This window comes from Streptomyces sp. NBC_00203, from assembly GCF_045206325.1.
In the GTDB taxonomy this organism is placed as follows: domain Bacteria; phylum Actinomycetota; class Actinomycetes; order Streptomycetales; family Streptomycetaceae; genus Streptomyces; species Streptomyces lutosisoli.
On sequence record NZ_CP108126.1, the window covers coordinates 9,840,591 to 9,858,480 of the forward strand.

General features: G+C 70.5%; 18 protein-coding genes. 8 read left to right on the forward strand and 10 right to left on the reverse strand.

Translation table 11 applies throughout. From position 1 onward, the window contains the following. Nucleotides 1-69 precede the first annotated feature (69 nt). The gene (locus OG975_RS43595; RefSeq protein WP_406335218.1) at nt 70-564 is read right to left on the reverse strand and encodes an FBP domain-containing protein; all 495 of its coding nucleotides are present in this window, start codon (nt 562-564) and stop codon (nt 70-72) included. A gap of 95 nt (nt 565-659) precedes the next feature. Here OG975_RS43595 and OG975_RS43600 point away from each other — a divergent pair, with 95 nt between their 5' ends. Further along, on the forward strand, nt 660-1,613 hold the full coding sequence (locus OG975_RS43600) for a DUF3626 domain-containing protein (RefSeq protein ID WP_406335220.1): 954 nt from the start codon (nt 660-662) through the stop codon (nt 1,611-1,613). A 221-nt stretch (nt 1,614-1,834) separates the two neighbouring features. Further along, nucleotides 1,835-2,785 (forward strand): phosphotransferase family protein, encoded by a 951-nt coding sequence (locus OG975_RS43605; protein WP_406336720.1) that lies wholly within the window; start codon nt 1,835-1,837, stop codon nt 2,783-2,785. Nucleotides 2,786-2,853: 68 nt separating this feature from the next. Here OG975_RS43605 and OG975_RS43610 read toward each other — a convergent pair whose 3' ends face one another. The 4 genes from OG975_RS43610 to OG975_RS43625 are packed head-to-tail and all read right to left on the reverse strand — an operon-like array spanning nt 2,854 to nt 7,439. After that, the gene (locus OG975_RS43610; RefSeq protein WP_406335221.1) at nt 2,854-4,212 is read right to left on the reverse strand and encodes a GH1 family beta-glucosidase; all 1,359 of its coding nucleotides are present in this window, start codon (nt 4,210-4,212) and stop codon (nt 2,854-2,856) included. A gap of 29 nt (nt 4,213-4,241) precedes the next feature. After that, a complete protein-coding gene (locus OG975_RS43615; protein WP_406336721.1) occupies nt 4,242-5,081 on the reverse strand; it encodes a carbohydrate ABC transporter permease in 840 nt (279 codons plus the stop codon). A 28-nt stretch (nt 5,082-5,109) separates the two neighbouring features. Further along, nucleotides 5,110-6,111 (reverse strand): carbohydrate ABC transporter permease, encoded by a 1,002-nt coding sequence (locus OG975_RS43620; protein WP_406335223.1) that lies wholly within the window; start codon nt 6,109-6,111, stop codon nt 5,110-5,112. Nucleotides 6,112-6,125: 14 nt separating this feature from the next. Further along, a complete protein-coding gene (locus OG975_RS43625) occupies nt 6,126-7,439 on the reverse strand; it encodes an ABC transporter substrate-binding protein (protein WP_406335224.1) in 1,314 nt (437 codons plus the stop codon). A gap of 169 nt (nt 7,440-7,608) precedes the next feature. Here OG975_RS43625 and OG975_RS43630 point away from each other — a divergent pair, with 169 nt between their 5' ends. Next, nucleotides 7,609-8,931, forward strand: coding sequence for an ROK family protein (locus OG975_RS43630; protein WP_406335225.1), 1,323 nt, complete (start codon nt 7,609-7,611; stop codon nt 8,929-8,931). 125 nt (nt 8,932-9,056) lie between these two features. Beyond that, nucleotides 9,057-9,890, forward strand: a complete 834-nt coding sequence (locus OG975_RS43635; protein ID WP_406335227.1) for an alpha/beta fold hydrolase — start codon at nt 9,057-9,059, stop codon at nt 9,888-9,890. A gap of 45 nt (nt 9,891-9,935) precedes the next feature. On the opposite strand, the gene OG975_RS43640 is transcribed toward OG975_RS43635, so the two are convergent. From OG975_RS43640 to OG975_RS43650, 3 genes are all read right to left on the reverse strand, one after another. Continuing rightward, nucleotides 9,936-10,895 carry an SDR family NAD(P)-dependent oxidoreductase gene (locus OG975_RS43640; RefSeq protein WP_406335228.1) on the reverse strand — a complete coding sequence of 320 codons (960 nt, stop codon included), beginning with the start codon at nt 10,893-10,895 and terminating at the stop codon, nt 9,936-9,938. 317 nt (nt 10,896-11,212) lie between these two features. After that, a complete protein-coding gene (locus tag OG975_RS43645; protein ID WP_406335229.1) occupies nt 11,213-12,025 on the reverse strand; it encodes an SAM-dependent methyltransferase in 813 nt (270 codons plus the stop codon). Between the two features lie 184 nt (nt 12,026-12,209). Next, nucleotides 12,210-13,250: a PHP domain-containing protein gene (locus tag OG975_RS43650; RefSeq protein WP_406335231.1), complete on the reverse strand. Its 1,041-nt coding sequence runs from the start codon at nt 13,248-13,250 to the stop codon at nt 12,210-12,212. Nucleotides 13,251-13,457: 207 nt separating this feature from the next. On the opposite strand from OG975_RS43650, the gene OG975_RS43655 reads away from it, so the two are divergent. From OG975_RS43655 to OG975_RS43670, 4 genes are all read left to right on the forward strand, one after another. Further along, nucleotides 13,458-13,694 (forward strand): hypothetical protein, encoded by a 237-nt coding sequence (locus tag OG975_RS43655; RefSeq protein ID WP_330309327.1) that lies wholly within the window; start codon nt 13,458-13,460, stop codon nt 13,692-13,694. Nucleotides 13,695-14,080: 386 nt separating this feature from the next. Further along, nucleotides 14,081-14,455: a hypothetical protein gene (locus OG975_RS43660; protein ID WP_406335232.1), complete on the forward strand. Its 375-nt coding sequence runs from the start codon at nt 14,081-14,083 to the stop codon at nt 14,453-14,455. A 3-nt stretch (nt 14,456-14,458) separates the two neighbouring features. Continuing rightward, nucleotides 14,459-15,241, forward strand: coding sequence for a hypothetical protein (locus tag OG975_RS43665; protein ID WP_406335233.1), 783 nt, complete (start codon nt 14,459-14,461; stop codon nt 15,239-15,241). 2 nt (nt 15,242-15,243) lie between these two features. Beyond that, the gene (locus tag OG975_RS43670; protein WP_406336723.1) at nt 15,244-15,615 is read left to right on the forward strand and encodes a peptidase inhibitor family I36 protein; all 372 of its coding nucleotides are present in this window, start codon (nt 15,244-15,246) and stop codon (nt 15,613-15,615) included. Between the two features lie 158 nt (nt 15,616-15,773). Here the strand turns inward: OG975_RS43670 and OG975_RS43675 are convergent, their stop codons facing one another. Beyond that, a complete protein-coding gene (locus tag OG975_RS43675; protein WP_406335235.1) occupies nt 15,774-17,021 on the reverse strand; it encodes a ricin-type beta-trefoil lectin domain protein in 1,248 nt (415 codons plus the stop codon). 137 nt (nt 17,022-17,158) lie between these two features. Then, a complete protein-coding gene (locus OG975_RS43680) occupies nt 17,159-17,746 on the reverse strand; it encodes a VanZ family protein (RefSeq protein ID WP_406335236.1) in 588 nt (195 codons plus the stop codon). Nucleotides 17,747-17,890 lie beyond the last annotated feature (144 nt).

Consider the following 17,890-nt stretch of genomic DNA (forward strand, 5'->3'; position numbering starts at 1 on the left):
CGGGGCCGCACCCCCGTTTCCCGGTGGTTAACAAGTCCCCCGTGGCTGATGGGGCGGTCACCGGCTCGGTCAGGCCATGAGCTTCTCCAGGAACGCGGAGAGATTGCGCACCGTCCGGGCGATCTGCTCCTCCACGGTGAGGGTTTCCTCGAAGCGGCTTCCCGGCTGGGGGACCTTCCTGCCGCGTACGTACAGGGAGCAGCCGAGGTCGGCGCAGATGTATACGCCGACCGAATTGCCCTCACGGCCGGCCGGGCCCGCCTTGCGTGCCGTCATCAGCGAGACGCCGTTGCCCGGATGGGTCGTCAGGCACAGCGAGCACATGCTGCGGTGCAGGGAGCCGCGTGGGGAGGAGGGGAAGCGCAGGGTGATGCCGACGGGGGAGTCGTCCCGCTCGGTGACGACATAGCTGCGGTCGGGCGCTCCGGGATCCCGCCAGCCCAGGAAGTCCAGGTCGTCCCAGGGGAGTTCGTCGAGATCGCGGGGTATCGCGAGCCGCTTGGCCTCCCCCTTGGAGCAGTTGACGAATGAGTTGCGGATGTCCTGCTCGGTGAGTGATCTCATGGGGGAGTCCTCCTGGGGAGCTGTGTGTGGGTGTCGACAAAACCTAGGGGTACTAGGTTTTGTCCGAAGCTACCTAGCCTCATGGGAGAGGTCGAATGGATTTCGCGAGGGCTCGTACGCCGCTGGGGAAGAGTGGCGCGGCGGGGAGCGGCAGCACGCCGGGGAACAACTGCCGCGCACCCCAGGAGCAGGCTCTCCGCCACGTCGCGGCCCACGCGCGCGGCCCCGCGCTGGACCCGGCGCTGCGGGTGACCCTCAACTTCCACCCGGACCGGCTCGTGCGCGGGCTGCCGATCCTGGAGGCGCTGGCCCAGGACGGCACGTACCGCTCGCAGTTCGTCACGGGCACCAGCAACGGTGGGCTGACCGCGCATCCCGGCGGCGACCGCTGGCGCTGGGAGAGCAGGATCTTCGGCGCGGCGTACGACGACGCGCCCGCGCACGAGCGCCCCGTGTACGGCGGGCTGAACTTCCGCCGCCAACTGGTCGGCGCGTCACCCCGGTTCGGCTCCTCGCACTTCCGGATGACAGGCGAGGCGCTGCGGCGCGCCACCTTCTGCTACCCCGACAGCGCGGCCGAGCCCTCCGCATTCGGGGTCGCGGCCGGCATGTCCCTCATCGAGCTGGCCGAGGCGGACGAGCAGGACGCCCTCAACGACTACATCGAGGCGCAGGTGCACGGACAGGTCGTCCTGGCCCGGGACATGGAGGCGCTGGTCCTCGACGCGTCGTACCGCGGCACGCCCGTCGAGGCCGCGGCCCTGCGGCTGCCGTGCCCGGTCGAGTGGCATCCCGGATACCGGCTCTCCGCCGAGGAGTTGCGCCGCCACCCCGACTTCCGGGGGCCGGAGTTCGTCGAACTGGGCGCCAGTATCGCCGTGGACGGTTACCTCGACCCACGGATCATCGGGCACGCGGCACGCACGGGACGCTACGAACCGCAGGACCTGAAGATGGTGTGGCACTGCCTCGCCCGCTTCGGTGCTCCCCAGGGCGCGGGAACAGCCGTGGGCGGTCACACTCCGGGAGCCGGCACCCCCAACACATAGGCACGAGCGACCCGTTCGGTACGGGTGGCCGCTCCGAATTCCTTCCCTGCGGCCTGCCTTCAGCGCGGCCCCGGCCGACGGCGTGGCGTTCGTGCCGAGCAGTGGCTGAGCGAACTGATCGCGTCGGGCCGATACGTCGAGGATGTGTACGCAGCCGGACAAGCCGTGTCCGGCTGTGGGCCCACGTGGCAGAGTGGGCCCACAGACGACTGGGGGCTGTGGTGGACGGCTGGGAGCGGGCGCTGCGGGTTCTCGACATGGCGGGTCTGCCGTCCGGCAGTCTCGCTGACCGCCGTGCCCTGGCGGGCGGGACGTACAACGAGGTCGAGGAGCTACGACTCACCGACGGCATCCGGTACGTACTGAAGGTCCCTCCGTCGGCCACCACTCCCGGCCTGACGCACGAACAGGAACTCCTTGTCTCCGAGGCCGAGTTCTACCGAGGCGCGGCTACGGTCGGCGTACCGGCGCCCAGGGTTGTCGGAGACCGTTTCGACGGCCATCTGCTGATGACGCCCTGCCCCGGCGCGCCCTGGGGCGACCTCCCGCCGGGTGAACAGGCCGTCCTGCGCGAGGAGTTGGGCCGCCTGGTGGCCCGCCTCCACAACGTGACCGGTCCCGGCTTCGGCTACCCCTCCGGTGCCCTCGGCCCCCTCGCCCCCGACTGGCGCACCGCCTTCACCGCCATGTACGACGCCGTCCTGGACGACGCCCGCCGCTACCGCGCCTGGCTGCCCCGCCCCGTGGACGACGTGGCCCGCACGGCGAAGACCGCGTACGACGCGCTGGACGAGGTCATTGTGCCCCGCCTCGTCCACTTCGACCTGTGGCAGGGCAACATCCTGGTCGAGCGGACGGAGGCGGGACCCCGGATCGGTGGTCTGATCGACGGCGAGCGCATGTTCTGGGGCGACCCTCTGGCCGACTTCGTCTCGCTGGCCCTGCTCGGCGACATCAGGCAGGACGAGGACTTCCTGACCGGCTATCAAGAGGAGGGTGGCCAGGCCGAGTTCGACCTCCCGGCCCGGCAACGCCTCGCCCTCTACCGCAGCTACCTCTACCTGATCATGCTCGTCGAGACCGTGCCCCGCGCGCTGGGCGACGAACACGTCGCCTGGCGACGCGAGGCGGTGGCCCCGGAACTCGTCGTGGCCCTGGACGAGATCGCCTAGGGCCACAGATCCGGCGTCGTGGCGCGACCGGACGCGTCACCGGTCCCCTGAGGGGAGGCCGGCCGGTGTCAGGCCGCGCTGCGCCCCCTCCCGCCATGTGTGCGGATGATGTCCGCGTACCGGTGCCCGCTGCCCTTCACCGTGCGCTTCTGTGTCTTGTAGTCGACGTGCACGAGCCCGAAGCGCTTGTCGTAGCCGTACGCCCACTCGAAGTTGTCGAGCAGTGACCAGGCGAAGTAGCCGGCGAGCGGAACGCCCTTGCGGACGGCTGATGTGCAGGCGGCGAGGTGCTGTTCGAGGTACGCGGTGCGTTCGGGGTCGTCGACGGTTCCGTCGGGGCGTACGACGTCGGGATAGGCGGAGCCGTTCTCCGTGACGTAGATCCTGGCGGCGCCGTAGTCGTCCGTCAGGCGGAGCAGCAGGCGCTCGATGCCGGCGGCGTCGACCTCCCAGTCCATGCCGGTGCGGGGCACCCCGAGGCGGCGGACCGTACGCACGCGCGGGGCCGGTCCGGTGGGGTCGTCGGCGACGGTCGACGGGAAGTAGTAGTTGAGGCCCAGCCAGTCCAGCGGCTCGGCGATGGTCTCCAAGTCGCCGGGAAGCTCCGGGAGTTCGACCCCGTACACCTCGCGCATGTCCGCCGGGAAGCCGCGGCCGTGGACCGGGTCCAGCCACCAGCGGTTGGTGTGTCCGTCGAGTCGGTGGGCGGCCGCGATGTCCTCGGGGCGGTCGGTGGCGGCCTCGATGCTGGAGAGGTTGTTGACGATGCCGACCTGGGCGTCCGGGACCGCCGCACGGATCGCCCGCACCGCCAGACCGTGGCCGAGGAGAAGGTGGTACGAGGCGCGGACCGCGGCCGTGAGATCCGCCAGACCGGGGGCCATCCGCCCTTCGAGGTGTCCGATCCACGCCGAGCACAGCGGCTCGTTGAGCGTGGTCCAGTGCTTGACCCGGTCACCCAGCCGCTCCGCGACGACCGCCGCGTACGAGGCGAAGTGGTGAGCTGTGTCGCGTACCGGCCAGCCGCCCCGGTCCTGGAGCACCTGCGGCAGGTCCCAGTGGTAGAGGGTGACCGAGGGTGTGATGCCCGCCTCCAGCAGGGCGTCGATCAGGCCGTCGTAGAAATCGAGCCCCTTCGCGTTGACCGGGCCGTCGCCGCCCGGCATCACGCGCGGCCAGGCGATCGACAACCGGTAGGCGTTGGTGCCGAGTTGACGCATCAGCGCGATGTCCTCGCGCCAGCGGTGGTAGTGGTCGCAGGCGAGGTCCCCGTCGTCGCCGTTGTCGATCTTGCCGGGGGTGTGCGAGAAGGTGTCCCAGATGGAGGGGGAGCGGCCGTCCTCGGCGACGGCGCCCTCGATCTGGTAGGCCGACGTGGCCGTGCCCCACAGGAAGTCCTCGGGAAGTGCGGCAAGGTCGATGGTCACGGAAGTCCCTTCGTTCTTGGAGGAGTTGGTCACTTGACGGCTCCAGCCGTCAGCCCGGCGACGAGATAGCGCTGGAGCAGCAGGAACCCGGCGACCACGGGCACGCTGACGACGAGCGAGGCGGCCATGATCTGGTTCCAGTACACGTCGTTGAGCGTGGAGTAGCCCTGGAGCCCGACGGCGAGCGTGCGCGTGGCGTCGTTGGTCATCACGGACGCGAACAGCACCTCGCCCCAGGCGGTCATGAAGGCGTAGACGGCGACCGCGACGATGCCGGGAACCGCGGCGGGCACGACCACACGGAACAGCGCGCCGAGCGGCCCGCAGCCGTCGACCAGCGCCGCCTCGTCCAGGTCGCGCGGCACCGAGTCGAAGTACCCGATCAGCATCCAGATCGAGAACGGCAGGGAGAAGGTGAGATACGTGAGGATCAGGCCGCCGCGCGAACCGAACAGGGCGATGCCGGTGGCGTTGCCGATGTTGACGTAGAGGAGGAACAGCGGGAGCAGGAACAGGATGCCGGGGAACATCTGCGTCGACAGCACGGTGACCGTGAAGACGCGCTTGCCGCGGAAGGAGTAGCGGCTGACCGCGTACGCCGCGAAGACCGCGATCACGACGGAACAGACCGTCGCCGCGCCCGCCACGATCAGCGAGTTCACGAAGTACTTCGCCAGCGGGACCGTCGACCAGATGTCGATGTACGGGCGGAACGTGAGCCCGCTCGGCAGCCAGCGGAACTTCCCCGACACGTCCGCGAGCGGCTTCAGGGAGCTGGAGACCATCACGTAGACGGGCACCAGGACGAACCCGGTGAGCAGGGTGAGGAAGATCCGCCGGGACCAGAGGAAGGACCGCGGTGGCGCCATCGGAGAGCGGCGGCTCGTCGTGGAGGTGCTAGACATCGGCCGTCTTCCTTCCTCGGGAGGTCAGCAGCAGGTAGACGCCCGTCACGGCGAGCAGGAAGAGCAGCAGCAGTACGGACATGGCGGAGCCGGTGCCGAAGTTCCAGGTGACGAACGAGGCCTGGTAGATGTGGACCGAGATGAGGTCCGCTGACTCGGGAGCGGTCTTGCCGAACAGGACGTACGGCGTGTTGAAGTCGTTGAACGTCCACAGGAACAGCACCAGGACCAGGACCTGGTTGACCGGGCGCAGTGACGGCAGGGTGATCCGGCGGATCCGCTGCCACATGCCGGCCCCGTCGAGGGCCGCCGCCTCGTACAGCTCGCCCGGGATGTTCTGCAGGCCGGCCATGACGATGAGGAAGGCGAACGGCCAGCCCTTCCACACCGAGACGATGAGCAGGGCGTAGAAGCTGTTGTCGCCGATGAGCCAGAAGGACGGCTTGTCGGTGAGGTGCAGCTGGTCGTGCAGGACGTGGTTCACCAGGCCGTTGTCGTGCTGGAACATGAAGACCCAGGTGATGACGGCCGCGTACACCGGCAGCGCGTACGGGACGAGGAAGAGTGCCCGGAGCAGGCCGCGGCCGCGGAAGGTGTCCTGCATGTAGACCGCGGCGGCCGTGCCGATCAGCCAGCACAGGCCGACCGAGAGCAGGGTGAAGGCGACGGTGACGAGGAACGAGTGGAGCAGCGCCTTGCCGATGGGCGCGCTGAAGTCCACCGAGACCTTGTAGTTGTCGAAGCCGGACCAGGGCGCGGTGCCCCAGTCGCGGATGTAGAACTGGGTGAGTTCCTTGAAGCTCATCACGATGCCGATCACCATCGGCACCAGGTGGACGAGGAGTTCGAGGAGCAGGGCGGGCAGGAGCAGCATGTAGGGCAGTCCGATGCGCCGGACGCGCCCGGTGCGGCGGGGGCCGCGTGCCGCACCGGGGGAGCTCTTGCGCACCGTCCGCTCGCCGGACTCGGCGGAGGCGGCGGTCGTGGTGGTCATGTCGGTGCTCGCGCTCACTTCGTCGGCATCTGCTGCTGGGCCTTCTGGAGCGCGGCCTTCACCGACTCCGTGGTCACCGGGTGTCCGGCGGCGGCAGCGGCGAACAGCTCCTTGACCGCCGTACCGACCGCCGTCTCGAACTGGGACTCGTCGGCGACCTGCGGAAGCGCGGCGGCGCTCTTGGCCAGGGTGTCCTTGAGGACCGCGTTGGCCGGGGTGTTGAAGGTGGCGTCCGTCTGGGCGGTCTTGACCGGCGGGATCGAGCTGTACGCCGTGTTGAGGACCTTCTGCTCCGCGTCACTGGTCATGAACTTCACGAACTTCGTGGCACCGTCGAGGTTGTCGGTGTTCTTGAAGACGGCCAGGTTGATGCCTGCGACCATCGAGTTGACGTTCGTGCCCGTCCCCGGGGTGCCGGACTGCACGGGCACCGGAGCGATGCCGTACGCGTCCTCGCTCATGCCCTGCGACTTCAGGTTGGCGGACGCGGACTGCCACAGCAGCATTGCGTTCTTGCCCTTGGCGAAGTCGCTCACGGACTGGTTCTGCGCGTACTCGGCGTTGCCCGGCGCGATGATCTTGTCCTTGGCCATCAGGTCGACGTACTGCTTGACCGCGGCGACCGTGCCGTCCGAGGTGAAGTCGGGCTTGCCGTCGGCGGTGAAGAAGCCGGCGCCGTGCTGCTGGGCGAAGACGAAGGTGTGATGGATGTTCTCCGACGGGTTCGAACCCTCGGCTCCCAGGCCCCACTTGCCGTCCTTGGAGAGCTTCTTGCCGTCGGCGATCAGCTCGTCCCAGGTGGCCGGCGGCTGGGAGATCCCCGCGTCGGCGAACATCTTCTTGTTGTAGTAGAGCGCGTACGCCATCGAGTACAGCGGCACCGCGGCAGGGTCCTTGCCCTGAGCCCCCGTCGAGCCGAGCGCCGAGTCGACGAAGCGGTCCTTGCCGCCGATCTTGGCGAAGTTCTTCGTGTCCCACGGCAGCAGCGCCCCGGTGGCCTGCAACGAGGCGCTCCAGGTGTTGCCGATGTTGAGGACGTCGGGGCCCTGACCGGACGTGGTCGCGGCGAGGATCCGGTTGAGCAGGTCGGACCAGGGCACGACCTCCACCTTGACCTTGATCCCGGTCTGCTTCTCGAACTTGTCGAGCTCGGGCTGGAGGACCTTCTTGTCCACCTCGATGCTGGCGCCCTGGTTGGAGGCCCAGTACGTGAGCGTCTTCGGCGAGTCGTTGGAACCGCCACTGGACGAGCCGCCGCCACAGGCGGTCACGGCGGTCAACAGGGAGATGGTGACCGCACCGGCGGCCGCGGCTCGGATTCTGCGCATGGCTGGGTATGTCCCTTTCCCGGAGGGAGAGCCGCGAGAGCCGTCTGCGTTCACTTCCCGAACGACCCTCATGGCTTAATTTAGGACGTGAGTTAAGACCCGGAAGAAAGTCGCGTCAAGGGATCGCGCAGGGGTATCTTGCAGGTCGGGCAGGCGGGAAGGGATTCTCATGGCGGGGCGGAACGGGCGGACAGTGCGTGACCTGCGGCGGGGCAATCGCACCGCCGTGCTGCAACGGTTGTATTTCGACGGACCGATGAGCCGCTACGAACTGGGGCCGGCCACGGGCCTGAGTTCCGGGTCCATCAGCAATGTGGTCGCCGAACTCGTCGCCGACGGACTGGTCGAGGAGGCGGGCAGCGTCGACTCCGACGGCGGCCGCCCGCGCACCCTGCTGCGCGTGGTGCCGGGCAGCGGCCACATGATCGGCGTCGACGTCGGCGAAACCCGCGTCCGCGTCGAGCTGTTCGACCTGACCCTCACCGAACTCGCCCGCACCGAGCGGCCGTTGGAGCACCAGGGATACGAGGCCGACCGGCCGCTGAAGCGCCAGGAGTACGACGTCGACGTCATCGTCGGCCATATCCGCGACGGCATCGCCGAGGTCCTCGCCGAAACGGGCATCGCCCCGGAGCGGCTCCTCGGCGTCGGTATCGGCGTCCCCGGCATCGTGGCCCGCACCCCGGAGCGCGGCGCGGTGGTGCACGGCCAGACGATCGGCTGGGACGCCGTCCCGCTCGAATCCCTGCTCCGCTCCACCTGCGAACTCCCCGACACCGTCCCGTACTTCGCGGACAACGGCGCCCGGACCCTCGGCCAGGCCGAGATGTGGTTCGGCGCCGGACGCGGCGCCCGCAACGCGGTCGTGGTCCTCTTCGGCTCCGGCGTCGGAGCCTGCCTCGTCACCGAGGAGGTGGAGAACGGCCGGTCCGTCGAATGGGGGCATCTGACCGTACGGGTCAGGGGGCGCCGCTGCCGCTGCGGCGCCCTGGGCTGCCTGGAGGCGTACGCGGGGGCGGAGGCGCTCCTCGACCGCTGGCGCGAGGAAGGCGGACGCCCCCCTGAGGGCACCGACGAGGAGACGGCGCTCACCGCGATGCTCGCCGCCGCGTACCCGGCCGGGGACACCGAACCCGACCCGGTGGCGCTCGCCGTCCTGGAGGAGACCGCCGAGTACCTGGGCGCGGGACTCTCCGACCTGATCAACCTCTTCCAGCCCGAGCGGATCCTCATCGGCGGCTGGGCGGGCCTCCAGCTCGGCACCCGCTTCCTGCCCGCCGTACGCCGGTACGCCGCCTCGTACGCCCTGCGCTACCCCGCCGAGCGCGTCTCCATCGACCTCGGCAGACTCGGCCCGGACGCCGTCACGGTCGGTGCCGCGATCCTGCCGCTGGCCGACTTCTTCGCACGGGGCGGGCGGCGCGCCGAACCCGCGAGCGAGGGCCCGCCCCCGGCCTGGCGCACGGCCCTGGAGGAGCGCGCTCCGCACTGATCGACGTCAGCGGATCCTCCCCGCTCCCGTTCGTATGACCTGTGAGGTAATCGACAAGGTCGCCGCCTCCCGGAACCCTGAAGGGCGTACCCACTCGCCCGTCACCGGATTCCGGGAGGTTTCCCATGCCGTACTTCGAGAGCCCCGTCGATGGCGCCCGGCTGCACTTCGTGGACTACGGGCCCGCCGACGGCCAGGTGGTCGTGTTCGTCAACAGCTCCTACTTCGGTACGGAGATGTGGGAGTACCAGATGCTCCCGCTCGCCGAGGACGGGTTCCGCTGCGTCGGGTTCGACCGGCGGGGGCACGGGCGGTCCGACGACGTGTGGGGCGGCTTCGACCTAGACAGCCTCGCCGACGACATCGACGGGCTGCTCAGGCACCTGGACCTGCGTGAGGTGACGCTGGTCGGGCACTCGCTGGGGACCGCCGAGATCGTGCGCTGCCTGACCCGGCACGGAGCCGGGCGGGTGGCCGGGGTGGCGCTGGTCGCGGGCATGGTGCCGGGCGCCGTCCGGTCCGTGGATCACCCCGGAGGTGTCGACCCGGCGCTCATCCGGGCCGGCAACGACACCTTCCGACGCGACCGGGCCGCGTTCTTCGCGGACGGCGCCCGCGCGTTCTTCGCCCTCGACCTCCCCGGGAACCACCTCTCCGAGGCGTACGTGCGGTCCATGGTCGACCGCTGCCACGGAGCGACCGCCCGAGCCGGGGCGGCCCTGGGCGACCTCGTGGTCACCCTGAACGTGGCCCCCGAACTGGCCAAGCTCGACCTGCCCGTCCTCGTCGTGCACGGCACGCACGACGCGTCGGCGCCCCTGGACCTGACCGGCCGCCGGTCGGCGGAACTGCTGCCCGACAGCACCCTCAAGGTCTACGAGAACGCGGGCCACGGTCTGTTCGCCACCCACGCCGAGCGACTCACGGCGGACCTGCGGGAGTTCATCACCCGCTCATGACCCAGTTGGGTCCTGCGGTCCTGCGGTTTTGCGGTCGTACGGGCGTCACGCGAACGCGTTCACCCTGGTCAGCTCCGCCGACAGCTCCCACAGCCGCGCCGCCTGGTCGGGGTCGATCGCGTGCTCGCGTACGCCGACCCGGGTGCCGTCAGCCGGAGCGGGCTCGGCGATGTCGCAGTCCTCGCAGTACACCCCGCCCATGCCCGCCAGCTGCGGCGAGGTCGCGGCCCATACCTGGGTGGCCGCGCCCTGCTCGGGCGACTTGAAGGCCTCGGGGTGCAGCAGGACGCCGTTCTCGTCGATCCAGCCGCGCTCGACCATCTCCTCCCTGGGAAGGTGGCGCTGGAGCGGGGTGAGGATGCCTCCGGGGTGCAGGGAGAAGGCCCGTACGCCGGAGTCCCGGCCGAGCCGGTCCAGGTGCACGGCGAACAGCACGTTCGCCGTCTTCGCCTGGCCGTACGCCTCCCACTTGTCGTAGCCGTTCTTCCAGTGCACGTCGTCCCAGCGGATGCCCGACAGATGGTGACCGGTGGAGGACACCGCCACGACCCGCGCCCCGCCCGGCTCGATCGCCGGCCAGAGCCGGTTGACCAGCGCGTAGTGGCCGAGGTGGTTGGTCGCGAACTGGGTCTCCCAGCCGGGTCCGACCCGGGTCTCGGGGCAGGCCATGATCCCGGCGTTGTTGATGACGATGTCGATGACGCGGCCCGAGGCGAGGAACCGCTCGGCGAAGGCGCGCACGCTGTCCAGGTCGCCGAGGTCGAGCTCGTCCACCTCGACCCCGTCGATGCCGTCCAGCGCCTCCCGGGCGACGGCCGGGCGCCGCGCGGGAACGACGACGCGGGCGCCGGCTTTGGCGAGCGAGCGCGTCGTCTCCAGGCCGAGGCCCGAGTAGCCGCCCGTGACGAGCGCGAGCTTTCCGGAGAGGTCGATGCCATGAAGGACGTCGTCGGCGGTGCTCCGGGCACCGAAACCCGAGCCGATCTTGTGCTGTGCGGTGGTCATGACGTGCACGCTACGAATTGGAGCGGACTCGAAGTCAAACGGACGCTCCGTGCCGGTGGGGTGACTCGGCTCCCGGAGCAAAGAAAAGACCCCGACCGGACGGGGGAATCTCGGTCGGGGTCGCCTGTGGTGAGCACGGACGGCGGTCGCCTCACGGCGGGGGCTCCACAGGGCATCAGCCGAACGATCGCCCCTGTGGGCAAAAGGTTAGGCCCGGGGACACTGTTCCGTCCGCACCCACGTCTTGTTCAACGGAGAACCACCGGCAGGTGTTCCCTGGGACCGCGGCAACCCCGGTGACGTGCGTCACGGGATCTTCACAGCTTGACGGCAACCGCGCCGAACTGAGGAAGCACGGCGGGGGAGCCGGCATCGGCGCGCCACTGGGAGCACGGGACGATTCCGGGCGTGATCACCTCCAGGCCGTCGAAGAAGGCCGTGATCTCCGCGCGGCTACGGGCTGTGATCGGCGGGGTGGCGTTCTCGTTCCAGAACTTCATGGCCTCGATGTTGCCCTCGCCGCCGAGGTCGGCCTCGGTGGTGGGGTGGGTGAGGACGAGATAGCTGCCGGAGGGGACCGCGGCCATGATCCGCCGCACGATGTCCTGTGCCCGCCCGGTGTCGAGGACGAAGTTGAGGATGCCCAGCATCATGACCGCGACCGGTTCGCCGAGGTCGAGGGTCGCGGCGGCGCCCTCGACGATGCTGTCCGGGCGGTGGACGTCGGCGTCGAGGTAGTCGGTCGCTCCCTCGGGCGTGCTGGTCAGCAGCGTACGGGCGTGGACGAGCACGATGGGGTCGTTGTCGACGTAGACGATCCTCGACTCGGGCGCGATCCGCTGGGCGATCTCGTGGGTGTTGTCCAGGGTCGGCAGTCCGGTGCCGATGTCCAGGAACTGCCGCACCCCGCGGTCGGCGGTCAGATGGCGGACCGCGCGGCCCAGGAAGTCGCGGTCGGCGCGTGCCACGTCCCGGATGACCGGGAACATCGCCGCGACCTGGTCACCGACCGCCTGGTCGACCTCGTAGTTGTCCTTGCCGCCGATCCAGTAGTTCCAGACCCGGGCGTTGTGCGCCACGCTGGTATTCAGCCTCGCCGAACCGCCCACCGGGCCCTGGCTCGCGCTCACGTCTTCCCCTCTCCGCGCGCCGAGCAGGTGTGCCGGGCGCATGCGACAGCCGCCACGGCGGCACCGGACCGTCGCCGTCATTGTGCCGCGCGTCGATCCCGGTGTCCGGGGAACCGGGCGGGTCCCTGTCCGCTCGCTCGATGACACGGGCGTGCCGGGTGCGCGGTTTCGCACGAGGGGCACGTCAGGGGCTCGTCGCGCGTGCCGGTGTCTCCCGGTCCGCGGTCCAGGCCAGCAGCTCCTCCGCGGTCCATGTCGTGATCACCCGCTCGGCCGGCACCTCGCACTCCTCGGCCCGTGCGCAGCCGAGGATCTGCCAGTCGAGCTGGCCGGGGGCGTGCGCGTCGGTGTCCACGGAGAACAGCACGCCCGCGTCGACCGCCCGGCGCAGCAGCCGGCGCGGCGGGTCGAGCCGCTCGGGACGGCTGTTGATCTCCACGGCCGTCCCGGACTCCGCGCAGGCCGCGAACACCGCGTCCGCGTCGAACTCCGACTCGGGCCGGCCGCGCTCGCCGATCAGCCGGCCGGTGCAGTGCCCGAGCACGTCCGCCAGTGGATTGCGTACGGCGGCGACCATCCGGCGGGTCATCGACCGCGCGTCCATGCGCAGCTTGGAGTGCACGGACACGACGACGACGTCCAGCCGGTCCAGCAACTCCGGCTCCTGGTCCAGCGATCCGTCGTCGAGGATGTCGCACTCGATGCCGGTGAGCAGCCGGAAGGGGGCCCACCGGTCGTTCAGTTCCGCCACCACGGCCAGCTGCTCGCGCAGGCGCTCGGGCGACAGGCCGCGCGCCACGGTCAGCCGCGGCGAGTGGTCCGTGAGCACCGCCCACTCGTGCCCGAGCCGCGCGGCGGTGCGGCCCATGTCCTCGATCGGACTGCCGCCGTCCGACCAGTCGGAGTGCAGATGGCAGTCCCCCCGCAACAGCGCCCGCAGCCGCTCACCCCCTCGGGCGAGCGGAGCCGCCCCGGTCTCCCGCTCCACCTTCTCCAGGTAGGCGGGCACCTCACCGGCCAGCGCCTCACGCACCACCTGCGCCGTCTTCGGACCGATCCCCTTGAGCGACTCCAGCGTCCCGTCGGCGGCCCGCTCCGCCACCTCGTCGGCGGGCAGCGCGGCCAGTACGGCCTCCGCGGTGCGGAAGGCACGTACGCGATAGGTGGGGGCCAGGGCCCGTTCCAGCAGGAACGCGATCCGGTCCAGGGCTTCGACGGGGTCCATCGGCACCTCCTGCCTCCAGCGTTGCCCAGCCGTCGGGGGCCCGCACGGCGGAGGACGGGCGGCCCTGCGACCGGGGCGCCGCCCGGCCGCTCACCCGGCTGGGCGAACACGCCGACTCCGGCCGTCCGGCCACACGAGGGGCCGCCGGGGCCGAGGTGCTCCAACCGCTCAGCCGCTGCCCCGGGGGAACCGATCTACGCTCTATTCATGACCGAAATCGCGAGCCCCCACATCTCCCACCCACGGATCATGGTGCTCGGGGTACAGCCGGGCACGCCGCCGTTCCGGATCATGGAAATCGACGGCGAAGTGGTCGGCGCGGCCAAGGCGATCACCGATGTCCTGGAGACCGCCGCGGCCTACGGCATCACCGTCCACGATCTCGACGACCCGGAGGTCGTCCGCTGGGTGGGAGGCGACAAGCTCACCTGGAGACCGCGCTGACACCGGGCACGGCTCGCGCGGGCCGGGCAGAGGCTCGGGAGCGCCGGGCAGGGACCCGGGACACCCGTCCGTGAAGCGGTGGCGTACGGCCGTGACGAGGCGGCGCACGGCCACGAAGCGGTGGCGCACGGCCATGAAACGGCAATGCTCACGCTTGGCGCCGCAGCGCCCGGCCATGAAGTCCGAGCGGCCCGTGGAGGCCGGGGGAGCGCGTGGACCTGCGGGTTTCGCGCCGGTGTGAGCCGCCGGGGGCCGAATGCCCCCGCACCCCAGCAAAGATCATCATTCGGTGGGAACCGGGAATGGGCCCGCACCCGCCAGGGCACGTTGATCTTGCCGGGTGATCACGACCGCCCCGGCGCCCCCTCTTCCCTACGGGAGTCGTCATGTTCCGTGGCTTCGCCGTGCCCGCAGCCGCCCTCGCCGCCACCGTCCTGGCCGCCACCACTCTCCTGAGCGCTTCCCCCGCCACCGCGGCAGGCGCGCCGCTGGCCGGAGACGTCTGCTTCTGGACCGCCGCGGGACAGCACGGCTCGTCCTGGTGCTACACCCCACCCGGCTATACGGATGTGCCCGACTTCCTCCACGACAAGGCCGCCTCCTTCCGCTCCAACGCCGACAGTGCCGTGTACGCCATCGACTGGGGCCGCGACACCTGCTACTACCGGCTGATCCGCGCGCACGACCTGGCCGACAACTGGCCCTGGGGAGCCCGGCTCGACGGCGTCGCCGATACGACGATGGGCTGCGAGGTCGGCTGACGCGTGCGACCACTTCGCGCGCTGTGCGCCACCGCGCCCGCGGCGCTGGCCCTGCTGGGAGCGCTGGCGCTGACCGGATGCGCCACGACGACGGAGACAACAGGGGCGACGGCCGGGCGGGGCGCCCTCGCGCTGCCCACCACCGAGCGCGGCAAGGACGCTCTCATCGACACCGCCCAGCAGGTGCTCGTCGACCAGTGCCTGACCCGCCAGGGCCTCACCCCGCGCCATCCGTCGGACAAGCGGCACGCCTCGGGCGACCCGAACCGCCACCCTGTGCTCGCGGACGACCGCGCGCTCCAGGCCGCCCTCTTCGGCCGCGGCCGACCCGAACTCTCCGTCACCCTGGCCACCGGCTACACCGTCACCGCCCACAGCGACGGCTGCCTGGCCGCCGCGCAACGTGAGCTGTACGGGGACCAGGCCCGATGGTTCCGAACCCGGGTCGTGGTGAACAACCTGCGGGCCGAGGCCCAGCAGCGCATGCGACGTGACCCGGACTACCGCGCCGCCGCCACCCGTTGGGCCCGCTGCGTCACCCCGGTGCACGGCCCCCGGCCCGAACGCCCCGACACCGCCGTCTCCGCGCGCTGTGCGCGCCAGAGCGGCCTGGCCCGGCTCCGCGCCCGACTGGAGCCGGCGCTGCTGGCCCGGGTCCGCGCCGACCGGCGCGACCAGCTGACCACCTACGAGCAGCTGCGCACCCGCGCACTGCACCGCGCGGCGGCCCTGTACGCCGAGCGGACCGTTCCGGTAACCCGTGAGAAAGGCAGTACCTCTTCGTGATCATCAAGCGTCTCGCCACCTCCGCCGCAGCGGCCCTCCTCGCCCTCGGGGGCGGTCTGGCGTTCGCCACGCCGTCCGGGGCCGCGGACTGTCCCAGCGGCAACTTCTGCGTCTGGGAGAACGCCAACTTCGACGGTCAGCGCGCCAACTGGTCGGGGGACGACGGATGGTGGGAGAACTGGATCGCCGACACCGACTCCTCCTGGGCCAACCACGGCATCTCCGGACCGGGTGTCAAGGACCACGTCAAGGTCTACGAGGACGCCTGGCAGGGCGGCGACATGACGATCTGCCTGGCACCGGGCGAGGAGGTCGGCTACAACGCCGTCGCCAACGACCGCGGCGACTCGCACACCTGGTCCATGGGCTGCTGACCGGCCGACACCGGCCGCCCCGGTTCCGTCCGCCCGCGGTGGGGGCCGCGGGCGGGCGGTCAGCACCGTAGGACCGACGACCGAACGACGGAGGGTCCGGTCGGGGCATCCCCGCCGGACCCTCCGCCCGCCCGCCCGAGCGGTCTATCAGCTGGCCGTCAGCCCACCGTCCACTTCTGGTTGGCTCCACCGGAACACGACCAGATCTGCAGCCGCGTACCGTTGGCCGAGTTGTTGCCGGTGACGTCCAGGCACTTGTTGGCCTGCGGATTCACGATGTCGCGGGCCGCGGTGACCGTCCACTTCTGGTTCGGGCCGCCGGTGCAGTCCCACAGCTGGACGGTTGAGCCGTCCGCCGTGCCGTTGCCGGTGACGTCCAGGCACTTGCCCAGTGCGCGAAGGGTGCCGTCCGAGGACACGGTCCATTTCTGGGCGGCGGTGCCGTTGCAGTCGTAGAGCTGTACGGGGGTGCCGTTCGCCGGGTTCGCCCCGGCCACGTCCACGCACTTGCCCGCGAGACCCGTGATCGGGGCGCCGGTGCCGCCCGAGCTGTCGCTCGTCGTCACCTTCACCTCGTCCACGACGAGCTGCTGCGGGAAGGCGGTGGAGCCGTCGGGGTCGCCGGGCCAGTAGCCGCCGACCGCCAGGTTGAGGATGAGGAAGAACGGCTTGTTGAACACCCATGAGTTGCCGCCCAGATCGGCGGGCGTACGCCGCTGGTAGACCGTCCCGTCCACCGACCAGGTGATCGAGTCGGGCGCCCAGTCGACCGCGAAGGTGTGGAAGGCGTCCGCGAAGGCCTGGCCGTTCGGCAGGGAGTACGCGGCGCCGATGCCGCCCGAGCCGGAGTACCCGGGACCGTGGATCGTGCCGTGCACGGTGGACGGCTCGTAGCCCACGTTCTCCATGACGTCGATCTCACCGGAGTTCGGCCAGCCGACCTGTCCGATGTCGTTGCCGAGCATCCAGAACGCGGGCCACATGCCCTGCCCGCGCGGAATCTTCATCCGGGCCTCGACATGGCCGTACGTGGTGGTGAACTTCCCGGCGGTGTTCAGCCGGGCCGAGGTGTACTGGCAGGTTCCGTACCAGCACTGGTAGTTGGCCGGATTCTCCTTGCGGGCGGTGATCACCAGATGGCCCTGGCCGTCCAGGGCCGCGTTGTTGCTGCCGGACGTGTAGTACTGCCGCTCGTGGTTGTTGACGTTGTCGCCGGTCTCGATCTGCCACTTGGACGAGTCGACGGCCGAACCGGCGGGCCCGTCGAAGGTGTCCTGGAACGTGACGGCCGCGGCGGCCGCCGCGGCCCCCGCGTGAGCGGGTGCGACGGCGGCGGACGCGGACGCGACGAGCACGGCGGACAGTGCGGCGAAGAGGCATCTTCGGAGCAGGCGCGGGGAGTCCATGACTCTCCCTTCCGTACGGCGACCCGGGAGACGGGTGGGCCGACTGAGGTGGGGGGTGCATGCTTCGCCTCTTGATTTAAGAAGTGAGGTAAGGGGGTGTCAAGAGTTTGGTCCGGACCACTACTTGAGGTGACTCGTCAGGAGCGAGGGCCACCCTTGGGGTGCACCGCCCGGCCGAGCCGGCGCCCCAGCAGCAGATAACCCACCAGCGCCCCCGCCGTGTTGAGGATGACATCGTCGATGTCGAAGGCGCGCCCGGTGATGAGTGCCCCCTGGATCAGCTCGACCAGCAGCATGACCGCCGCGGTCAGCGCGAGAACGCGCAGGATTCCCCGGGCCCTTGGCGCCAGCACGGGAAGCAGCACTCCGAACGGCACCCCGAGCAGAAGGTTCCCGCCGATCTGCTTGACGGCGTCGCGCAGCTCCGGCTGGGAGAGGTAGGCGTTCAGGGACCTGCCGGGGTGGAGATTGCTGTGGACCAACGCCTTTGACGCCGGGGACGGCTCCAGGGTCAGTCGGGCCAGCGCGGCGGCGAAGGCCACCATGGCCGCGAAGGCCAGCGTCATGGCCAGCAGTCGTAAGGGAAGCGGCAGCGCCCCTCGCTCCCGGGGCGATGCCGAGGCCTGGCCGCCGGATTTCGCCGCTGGTGTCCGGCGACCGGATTTCGCTGTCGGTGTCCGGCGCCCGGATTTCGCGGCACCGCTGTGTAACGCCGTACGGACCATGCGATCCTCCCGGTTTCAACTGCCCTCTGTGTAAGGGCGGTTACCCCGGATGGAGGCGTCGATGCCGATCGGCACGGCGACTGGGGGAGCTGTGCACCAAGGGGCAGCAGGGGAGGGCTTGGGGGCACGGCGAGGGTCCAGCGG